This window comes from Proteus sp. G4380 (genome assembly GCF_963885725.1).
Classification (GTDB): Bacteria; Pseudomonadota; Gammaproteobacteria; order Enterobacterales; family Enterobacteriaceae; genus Proteus; species Proteus mirabilis.
Map to the genome: position 1 here is coordinate 17,418 of NZ_CAWPAV010000112.1, position 9,860 is coordinate 27,277.

Annotated in this window: 8 protein-coding genes; 2 read left to right on the forward strand and 6 right to left on the reverse strand. The window is 42.2% G+C overall.

Translation table 11 applies throughout. From position 1 onward, the window contains the following. Positions 1 to 232 precede the first annotated feature (232 nt). Positions 233 to 1,447, forward strand: a complete 1,215-nt coding sequence (gene gltS / locus AACU98_RS10125) for a sodium/glutamate symporter (RefSeq protein WP_004246816.1) — start codon at positions 233 to 235, stop codon at positions 1,445 to 1,447. A 112-nt stretch (positions 1,448 to 1,559) separates the two neighbouring features. On the opposite strand, the gene recG is transcribed toward gltS, so the two are convergent. The 6 genes from recG to AACU98_RS10155 all read right to left on the reverse strand — a co-directional run bounded on the left by recG (position 1,560) and on the right by AACU98_RS10155 (position 8,405). After that, the gene (recG, locus tag AACU98_RS10130) at positions 1,560 to 3,647 is read right to left on the reverse strand and encodes an ATP-dependent DNA helicase RecG (protein WP_161734600.1); all 2,088 of its coding nucleotides are present in this window, start codon (positions 3,645 to 3,647) and stop codon (positions 1,560 to 1,562) included. Positions 3,648 to 3,654: 7 nt separating this feature from the next. Beyond that, positions 3,655 to 4,374, reverse strand: coding sequence for a tRNA (guanosine(18)-2'-O)-methyltransferase TrmH (gene trmH / locus AACU98_RS10135; RefSeq protein WP_004246818.1), 720 nt, complete (start codon positions 4,372 to 4,374; stop codon positions 3,655 to 3,657). A gap of 2 nt (positions 4,375 to 4,376) precedes the next feature. Continuing rightward, positions 4,377 to 6,503: a bifunctional GTP diphosphokinase/guanosine-3',5'-bis pyrophosphate 3'-pyrophosphohydrolase gene (gene spoT / locus AACU98_RS10140; protein WP_004246819.1), complete on the reverse strand. Its 2,127-nt coding sequence runs from the start codon at positions 6,501 to 6,503 to the stop codon at positions 4,377 to 4,379. A gap of 29 nt (positions 6,504 to 6,532) precedes the next feature. Continuing rightward, on the reverse strand, positions 6,533 to 6,808 hold the full coding sequence (gene rpoZ / locus AACU98_RS10145) for a DNA-directed RNA polymerase subunit omega (protein ID WP_004246820.1): 276 nt from the start codon (positions 6,806 to 6,808) through the stop codon (positions 6,533 to 6,535). Positions 6,809 to 6,862: 54 nt separating this feature from the next. Next, complete coding sequence (gene gmk / locus AACU98_RS10150) at positions 6,863 to 7,486, reverse strand: guanylate kinase (RefSeq protein WP_004246821.1); 624 nt, start codon at positions 7,484 to 7,486, stop codon at positions 6,863 to 6,865. 301 nt (positions 7,487 to 7,787) lie between these two features. After that, positions 7,788 to 8,405 carry a trimeric intracellular cation channel family protein gene (locus AACU98_RS10155; protein WP_004246822.1) on the reverse strand — a complete coding sequence of 206 codons (618 nt, stop codon included), beginning with the start codon at positions 8,403 to 8,405 and terminating at the stop codon, positions 7,788 to 7,790. Between the two features lie 136 nt (positions 8,406 to 8,541). Between AACU98_RS10155 and AACU98_RS10160 the strand changes: the two genes are divergently transcribed. Beyond that, the gene (locus tag AACU98_RS10160; RefSeq protein ID WP_004249090.1) at positions 8,542 to 9,828 is read left to right on the forward strand and encodes a DUF3748 domain-containing protein; all 1,287 of its coding nucleotides are present in this window, start codon (positions 8,542 to 8,544) and stop codon (positions 9,826 to 9,828) included. Positions 9,829 to 9,860: the final 32 nt, after the last annotated feature.

Sequence of the window (9,860 nt, forward strand, 5' to 3'; positions counted from 1 at the left end):
TCTTATCTGGCAAAAAGCGTATTTTAATGATCTGCGCCACAAAAGCAATCGTTTGCGTAAAATTGATGTTATCAAAATGCATAAGAGGCGCTCACATTTTTATATGTTTTAACTTGTGTTTATCGTCGTTTTTTTTTCTAATCGGGGTATACCTGCTTTTGGCGTTGTTCATGGATGAACTTAGCGTCGTAGTTTTTTTATACAAAATTAACAAATAAGACGGGGTACATAAATGTATCATCTCGATGTTTATGGCACGCTAGTCGCGGCCACTTTGGTTCTTTTACTCGGACGTAAGTTAGTGAAATCTGTTCCTTTTTTAGAACGGTATACGATCCCAGAACCCGTTGCAGGTGGGTTACTTGTTGCAGCTCTTTTACTTGCATTAAAATCATTTATGGACTGGGAAATTAGCTTTGATCTCTCCTTAAAAGATCCACTGATGCTCGCTTTTTTTGCAACAATTGGTTTAAACGCGAACCTTGCCAGCTTAAAAGCGGGAGGAAAAGCGCTATTTATTTTTGTGTTTGTGGTCGTTGGATTACTTTTAGTTCAAAACACAGTAGGTATTGCATTAGCAGAAATGCTAGGCCTTGATCCTCTTATGGGATTATTAGCCGGTTCTATCACCTTATCAGGTGGTCATGGAACGGGTGCCGCTTGGGGGAAAACATTCGTTGAAAGCTACGGCTTTATGAGTGCCTCTGAAGTGGCTATGGCTTGTGCAACCTTTGGTTTAGTGTTAGGTGGATTAATTGGTGGTCCTGTTGCGCGTTATTTAATTCGTAACATTCCAACCCCTGGCGCAGGCAGTGATGATCATGAAATGCCTACGGCCTTTGAGAAACCCGCTACGGGGAGAATGATCACTTCAATGGTGTTATTGGAAACCATTGCGATGATCTCTATCTGTTTAATGGCAGGGACTTTCTTATCTCAGTTACTAGAAGGTACGGCTTTCTCATTACCTACCTTTGTGTGTGTACTGTTCATTGGCGTTATTTTAAGTAATAGTCTATCAATGCTCGGTTTTTATCGTGTATTTGATAGAGCCGTTTCTGTTTTAGGTAACGTTAGCTTATCGTTATTTTTAGCGATGGCGCTGATGAGCTTAAAATTATGGGAGCTGGCATCACTGGCAATACCTATGTTGGTTATTCTCGGTGTTCAAGCGGCAGTAATGGCATTGTATGCAATTTTTGTCACTTTCCGTGTTATGGGTAAAAATTATGATGCGGCAATTTTGGCAGCGGGTCACTGTGGTTTCGGTTTAGGCGCTACGCCAACGGCTATCGCTAATATGCAAGCTGTGACAGATCGTTTTGGTCCTTCTCATCTTGCATTCTTAGTTGTTCCGATGGTCGGTGCATTCTTTATTGATATAGTGAATGCGATAGTGATCAAATTGTATCTGATGCTACCATTCTTTACGCCTATAGCAGGGTGATGACAGTGTTCATCTAGTTCGAATGAGAACGGCACAGATAAGTCTGTGCCGTTTTCTTTTATAACAAGTATTAAGCCCTCAAGTGCGCTCTAAGCCATTTAAACGGTGTCGTTTAAGCTTGGCTATATTGGGTCTTTGCAGGTAGCCAGCGTTCGATTAACGCTTGCGAATGCTTAGGATAATGTTGATGTAAATAACGAGCAATACGTTGTACTTCAGGAATAAGCGCCTGATCGCGTAATAAGTCTGCGACTTTAAATTGTGCATTGCCCGTCTGCTTAGTTCCTAATAGTTCACCTGGTCCTCTTATCTCGAGATCTTTTTGTGCAATAACAAAGCCATCATTACTGTCTCTGAGCACTTGTAAACGTAAACGAGCAGTTTGAGTTAACGGCGTTTTATATAATAAGACACAATGGGAAGCCACTGCTCCTCGACCAACACGCCCTCGTAACTGATGTAATTGTGCAAGACCTAATCGTTCAGGGTTATCAATGATCATTAAACTGGCATTAGGTACATCTACCCCGACTTCTATCACGGTCGTTGCGACCAAAAGCTGTAGTTTGTTTTCTTTAAAGTCGGCCATCACCGCCTGTTTTTCTGCCGGCTTCATTCGACCATGAACCAATCCAATCTTGATTTCCGGTAAGGCAATCGTCAGCTCATCATAAATAACTTGTGCTGCTTGTGCTTCAAGGACTTCGGAGTCTTCAATTAACGTACAAACCCAATAGGCTTGGCGATTTTCTTCGCTACAAACCACCCTGATACGTTCAATGATGTCATTTCGCCGAGTGTCAGGGATAGCCACTGTCGTTACTGGGGTTCTACCAGGAGGTAGCTCATCGATAATGGAGGTATCCATATCCGCGTAAGCGGTCATCGCCAGTGTTCGAGGAATGGGGGTTGCGGTCATCACCAATTGGTGTGGATGAAAGCCTTGCTCTTCGCCTTTTTTCCATAATGCAAGGCGTTGATGTACTCCAAAGCGATGTTGCTCATCGATAATGACTAATGCGAGAGAGTGAAACTTAACTTGCTCTTGAAAAATGGCGTGAGTGCCAATAATGATGGAAACCTCACCATTAGCTATTGCATTTTGTTGTGCTTCTCGCGCTTTACCTTTTTGTTTGCCAGCCAACCACCCCACTTGAATACCAAAAGGCTCAAACCATTTTCTAAAGGTGAGGGCATGTTGCTCCGCTAGTAACTCAGTGGGCGCCATTAAAGCCACTTGTTTACCATTGGCTATCGCTCTTAATGCACTTAGTGCAGCAACTAAGGTTTTACCTGAGCCAACATCCCCTTGAATTAGGCGCATCATAGGATAATTTTTTTCTAGATCTTGCTCTATTTCATTGACGACGCGCTGTTGTGCTGTGGTGGGTGTAAAGGGCAATGTTGCAAGAAATTGTTCACGTAATGTTGAGCCATGTGGCATTAGTAAGGGTTCTGCACGATAGGATTGTGCTCCTGCCCGAGCATTAAGCATACCTAAGTTATGCGCCAATAATTCTTCAATAATCAGCCGTTTTTGTGCAGGAAGTTGCCCCTTTTCAAGTTCAGCAAACGCAATATCAGGGGGGGGATTATGTAAGGTTCGTAACGCGGTAGCGAGAGGCGGTAAACCATAAATAAATTGATCAGGAAGCAGTTCATTAATGGCACAAGTATCAAGTAAGGTTAAGGCTTGTTCTATTAATTTACGCAATGATGTCTGGCGTAAGCCTTCTGTTGTTGAATAAATAGGGGTAAGCGTTTCTTGTAACTTAACTTCTGAGCCAGCCACTTTAATTTTGTATTCGGGGTGAATAATTTCAGGGCCTCGACTTCCTCGTTTTATTTCACCATAAGCGATAACTTGCTTACCCTGAGCAAGGTTATTTTTCATGGCTGCCGTGAAGTTAAAGAAGCGTAAGGTTAAAATACCTGAACCATCAGAAATTTGGCAGGTCATCATTTTTCGACGACCAAAATTTACTTCAGTTCTTAAGATTTCACCGGAAACAGTGGCTGGAATACCAGGAAGTAGATCGCTGATGGCATACAGATGGGTTTGATCTTCATAGCGTAAAGGAAGATGAAGCAATAAGTCTTCCACAGTGACTAACCCTATTTTGGCCAGTTTATCTGCCTGACTTGCACCTACGCCGTGAAGAGTGGTTAAGGGGATTGCATCAAGCAGTTTTCCTTTCATGGGAAAGTTACTCCGTCAGTTTAAATTTCCTAAGTTGTTTTTGTGTCATTTGCATTTCTGCCCACCATGAGTCCGGTGCTTCAATTTCACCACGATCATTAATATAAGGGCGAGGCAGTCCTTTACGACGAGAAACTTCAGCAAGTACTGGATAGCCACCTTCAAAGAGTAAAATTTGTTGCTCTTCTGCAGTTAATGCACTTTCGGTTCGATTATACATGCCCGCCGCCTGACGTTGGCGTTGTGCTTCATATAAAATTAATGCACTCGCCACAGAAACATTCAAAGATTGCACCATACCCATCATCGGTACAATGATATCTTGATCCGCCAGCGCAATAGCTTCTGGTGATATACCGGTTTTTTCTTGCCCCATAATAATACAGGTTGGTTGTGTGTAATCAATCTCACGAAAATCAACCGCTTTATCTGAGAGATGGGTCGCAAGAACTTGCATGCCCTGTGCACGAAAAGTGTTGATGGCGTCGGCAATGGTTGGGTGAGTATTAACATTTACCCAGCTATTACTGCCCGCTGCGGGAGAAACCAGCATACGCATTTTTTCTTCAGGCCAGATAGCATGGATTTTAGGGATCCCCACCGCGTCCGCAGTGCGTATTACAGCAGCAACATTATGAGATTTATGCACTTCTTCAAGGCAAACAGTGAGATCAGGTTGCCGCATCGCCATCATTTGGCAGATGCGGGCATAGCGTGTTGGATTCATAATTAGTTTTTATTACGGCTGACACGTAATACATCAGGCATGATACGAAGTTTACGCATAATATTGGCTAATTGGATGCGATCTTTGGCTGTCAGTCGAATAAATGCACAATAGACGCGTCCATCTTTCTCTTCGGTATTCATGCTCTGAATGCTTGAATTAGCGTCATTAATTGCTGCGGTTAAATTCGCTAATGCACCTTGATGGTTTATCATATCGACTTTGATTTCGGTAATAAAATCACCATCAATATCTTTATCCCACTCAACTGGCATGAATTTTTCTGGCTCTTTTTGATAACCGCGAATATTACGACAAGATTCGTGGTGAATAACTAAGCCTTTACCAGGGCTAATGTGCGCAACAATAGGATCACCAGGAATAGGGCGACAACATTTAGCAAATGAGATAAGTACACCATCAGCCCCTTTAATAGGTAATTTAGGTGTTTCGTCATTGGTTATGCTTAGATGTGTGTGTTCTTCTTGTTGTTGGTTGTCAATCAATAAGTTACGCGCCACAACAACACTCATCGCATTACCTAAACCTATCTCAGCCATAATATCGTCCATTGAGTGAAGCTTCATGCGCTTCAACTCTCGTTCAATATTTTCTAGCGGAATATCTGCCACTTTATGATGGCCTAAAGCGTGATTAAGTAGACGACGACCTAAATTAATAGAGTCTTCACGTTTTAGATTTTTGAGCAACTGTCTTATCTTTGAACGGGCTCTTGAACTGACGACAAAGTTTAACCAAGCCGCATTTGGTCTTGCACCCGGCGCAGTAATGATTTCAACGGTCTGTCCGGTACGTAAAGACTGTGAGAGTGGATAAGGTTGTCTATCAACCCTTGCACCGACACAAGCATGACCAATATCAGTATGAACTGCGTAAGCAAAATCAACCGGAGTCGCACCCGTTGGTAATTCAACAATGCGACCTTCTGGGGTGAAAACGTAAATTTCATCAGGAAAAAGGTCTGATTTCACGTTTTCGATAAATTCAAAAGAGCTACCTGCACTTTGTTGCAATTCAAGTAAACTTTGCATCCAACGTTGTGCTCTGACTTGGGCTGTTGTCCCCGGCTGCTCACCTTGCTCTTTATAAGCCCAATGGGCCGCAACGCCCATTTCAGCCATTTGATCCATATCTTCGGTACGAATTTGTACTTCAACAGGGACACCATGAGGACCAATGAGCGAAGTGTGAAGGGATTGATAACCATTAGCTTTGGGGATAGCAATATAGTCTTTAACGCGGCCAGGGCGAGGTTTATAAAGGCTATGCATTTGGCCTAACACGCGATAGCAGGTATCGACATCTTTAACGATGACGCGAAAGGCATAAATATCCATAATTGAGTGAAAACGTTGCTCTTTTAGCAACATTTTACGATAAATGGAATAAAGGTGTTTTTCGCGACCGTTAACTTTGCATTGAATACTCGCTTCTGTAAGGCGCCCTTCAATTTCAGAGAGGATTTTATTAATCATCTCTTTACGGTTACCACGAGCTGCCTTAACAACTTCTTTAATCACGCGGTAGCGATTAGGATGTAGTGCCTCAAAGCCTAATTCTTCTAGCTCAGTTTTAATATGGTGTATACCTAAACGGTGAGCAAGAGGACTATAAATTTCCAGCGTTTCGCGTGCAATACGGCGACGTTTATCTGGGCGTAGTGAACCCAGCGTGCGCATATTGTGAGTTCGGTCTGCCAATTTGATCAAAATAACGCGAATGTCTTTTACCATCGCCATGATCATTTTGCGAAAGTTTTCAGCCTGAGCCTCTTTTTTATCTCGAAACTTTAATTTATCCAGTTTTGAGACGCCTTCAACCAGATCTGCCACCGTACTGCCAAACAGAGTTTCGATATCTTTAAATGTCGCAGGTGTATCTTCAATGACATCATGCAACAATGCCGCCATTAGCGTTTGATGATCTAATCGCATATCGGCAAGAATACAGGCAACCGCCACAGGGTGAGTAATATAAGGCTCACCACTTGAACGAGTCTGCCCCTCGTGGGCATCTCTGGCGACGATAAAGGCTTTTTTGAGTTGTTCAACTTGCTCAGGTGGCAAGTATTTTTGAACGATTTGATTCAGGCTTTCAAACAGGTACAAGGCAGACCTACCCCTATTTTATGAGACGATTAACGACGACCTTCCGCAATCGCTGAAACCGCTTGTAATTCTGCGGCTTCTTGCTCTTGCTGCTCTTGACGTTCACGAGCATCAAGAATTTTACCGTTAATCAAACCTTCTTCGATTTCGCGTAGTGCGATAACCGTCATTTTATCATTTTCTTCTGGTACTAAAGGATCTTTAGCGCCAACTTGTAACTGGCGCGCACGACGTGCTGCGACCAGAACGAGGTCAAAACGGTTACCAATTTTCTCTACAGCGTCTTGAACGGTTACGCGTGCCATATTTGTGTTACTCCACCATTAACGAAATGACTGGGCATAATACTGAAACTTATCTCAGTCTGCCAATAATTTGCTGATTAAATCACCATGTCGTAGTGTTTGACGATCAAGGCGTAATTTTTCTGAGCGAATGATTGATTGTAAATCAGCAAGCGCAGTATTGAAATCATCATTGATGAGCAAATAGTCATACTCATTAAAATGTTCCATTTCAGACACAGCTTGTGACATACGTTTAGCAATCACTTCTTCACTATCTTGCCCACGTCCGCGAAGTCGGCGGTAAAGCTCTTCTTTAGACGGTGGCAGAATAAAAATACTGCGAGCTTCAGGCATCTTTTTACGTACCTGCTGCGCACCTTGCCAATCGATATCTAAAAAGACATCAACGCCACTGGCTAAGATCTGTTTGATAACTTTACCCGATGTACCGTAATAGTTACCAAACACACAAGCGTGTTCGATAAAATCTCCACTTGCTATCATACTTTTAAATTCTTCTTCAGTAACAAAGAAGTAATGTTCACCATGGTTTTCTCCTGGTCTCATTGGGCGGGTAGTATGAGAGACAGAAACCTGTGTGTCATATAAAGGCTGTGTTTTTAATAAAGCCTGAATAAGACTTGATTTACCCGCACCGCTTGGAGCGGAAACAATATAAAGTGTTCCTTGGATCATGATGACTTTCTGAATTTGACTGGAGAATTAATATAAATGTATGTCTAGGGAGCAAATCCCCCTATAGTATACACATACCTCGAAGCACATACAGTGCCCTTGTTTAATACAGGGCTATTTTTTTCTTAATTCAGCTATTTTTTTGTTTTGAAATAAGAGAAAAATTGAGTAAGCCCAATATTAACATACAAATAACGTCTCAGTGATAGGAATTGCCTTTTATCATCATCGAGAAAAGAGATGATACTTTGAGATACCCCACAGAATCTACAATAATTGCTGTTGTTATTACTCCGTTTCGCTAATCTTGATTTTCATAATTAAATACGGGTAAGCCAAGCTTATAGCGGATAGCGAGTAGCCGAGCCGTGAGTCCGGCAACAAGCGTAATAATAATCACGACATCTTTAGGGAGTGGCGTGTAAAACAGTAATCCCATGTAGAGCCAAGCGGCGCCAAATGCGACACCCGCATAGATCTCTTTTTGGAAGACGAGGGGAATGGTATTACACAGCATATCACGTAAAACGCCACCAAAAGCGCCGGTGATCACGGCTGCAATGGCAGCAATAATAGGACCATATTCCATATCGAGTGCAATTTGGGCACCGATAATAGAAAAAACCATCAATCCGATGGAGTCTAAAATGAGAAATAAGCGTCGTAGGTGTTTCATCATGGGGGCGACCCAAATAGTGATCACCGCAGCACAAGCTACTGTGACAATATACTCAGGGTGTTTGACCCAACCTAAAGGGTAGTGACCAAGAAGAATATCTCTTACTGAACCACCACCAATAGCAGTGGCTGATGCAATGATGATAACGCCAAAAACATCCATTTTACGGCGACCAGCGGCAAGTGCCCCTGTCATGGCTTCTGCGGTAATACCAATAATATAAAGAACACTAAGTAACATGATTTTTTAATTTTTTGACTGTTTAGTGAGGGTAGAGTAATCACCTTGCGAAAAAGTCTCGACTGAGTTTTTTTAGTGCCAGGTAAAATCAATTAGTTTTTATAATGTGGAAATTTATTTCCCGATAAGGATAACTATGTCTTTTCAGGAACAACAGATTACATTTGATAGTCGTCATCATCAGTTAACCAATATAAATGTTTGGACACCAGATAGCCAGTGGTTAGTTTATGATGTACGTCCCAATGGTGGATCTTTTACAGGATTAACCATAGAAAAAATTCATGCGAAAACAAAACAGCAACAGATAATTTACACCGCCACTCAAGGCGCTCATGTTGGGGTTGCCACAATAAGCCCTGTGGCACCGGTACGTTATGCTTTTATTCATGGCCCAGAAAATCCCGATGATTTATGGCATTATGATTTTCATCATCGTCGCGGTGTGATTGTTAATGAGCAGGAAGATCTTGGTGCAGTTAATATCGATGCTTGTTCCCTGACATCGCCTTATCAAGCTGGCGCGTTACGTGGTGGAACCCATGTGCATGTGTTTAGCCCTGATGGTACACGTTTAAGCTTTACTTATAATGATCACATAATGCATGAGTTAGGGCGCGAGTTCGATCAACGTAATGTTGCAATCGCAGTGCCACTCAAAGCCGTTAAAGTTGCGAAAAAGCACCCCCGTGAGTATGACGGTGAATATTTCTGTACCCTAATAAGCCAAACAGTCGCTTATCCACAAAAGGGCAGTGATGAAATTAATAAAGCCTATGAAGAGTGTTGGATAGGTAAACAAGGTTATACCAAAGCTGATGGCTCACAACAGCGTTGGGCTATTGCTTTTATTGGTGATACGGTCAGTGAAAGTGGTGAGAAGGTCGCTGATATCTTCTTAGTTGATTTGCCAGATGATGATCATGCTTTCAGTCTAGAAGGTGATAAACCTCTGGCAGGAACAGAGACGACGATGCCAGCTCCTGCACAAGGGATTGAACAAATCCGCTTGACGAATACCCACCATAGAAAATATCCCGGTGTTTTAAATCAACCTCGTCATTGGTTAAGAAGTTCACCGCAAGGAGATGCGATTGCTTTTCTGATGAAAGATGATGATGGTGTTGTCCAGCTATATACCGTTTCGCCAACTACCAAAGCGATTAGACAGGTCACTTTACAGCAATGGGATATTCAATCTGCATTCACTTGGAGCCATAGCGGAGAATATCTCACCTTTATTTGTGATAATAGTGTGATGTTATGTAATGCTAAAACAGGTGAATTAACGCGATTAACTGATAAAACAGCACAAGCACCAAGTGGTGACGCAGTCGTATTTTCACCTAATGATCAGTATATTGCTTTTATGCGTGATATTGATGGTTATCGGCAAATATTTACGGTAGAAAGTGGGTTATAACGTTTTTTATTGTGAAAGGTAACTGATTTTGA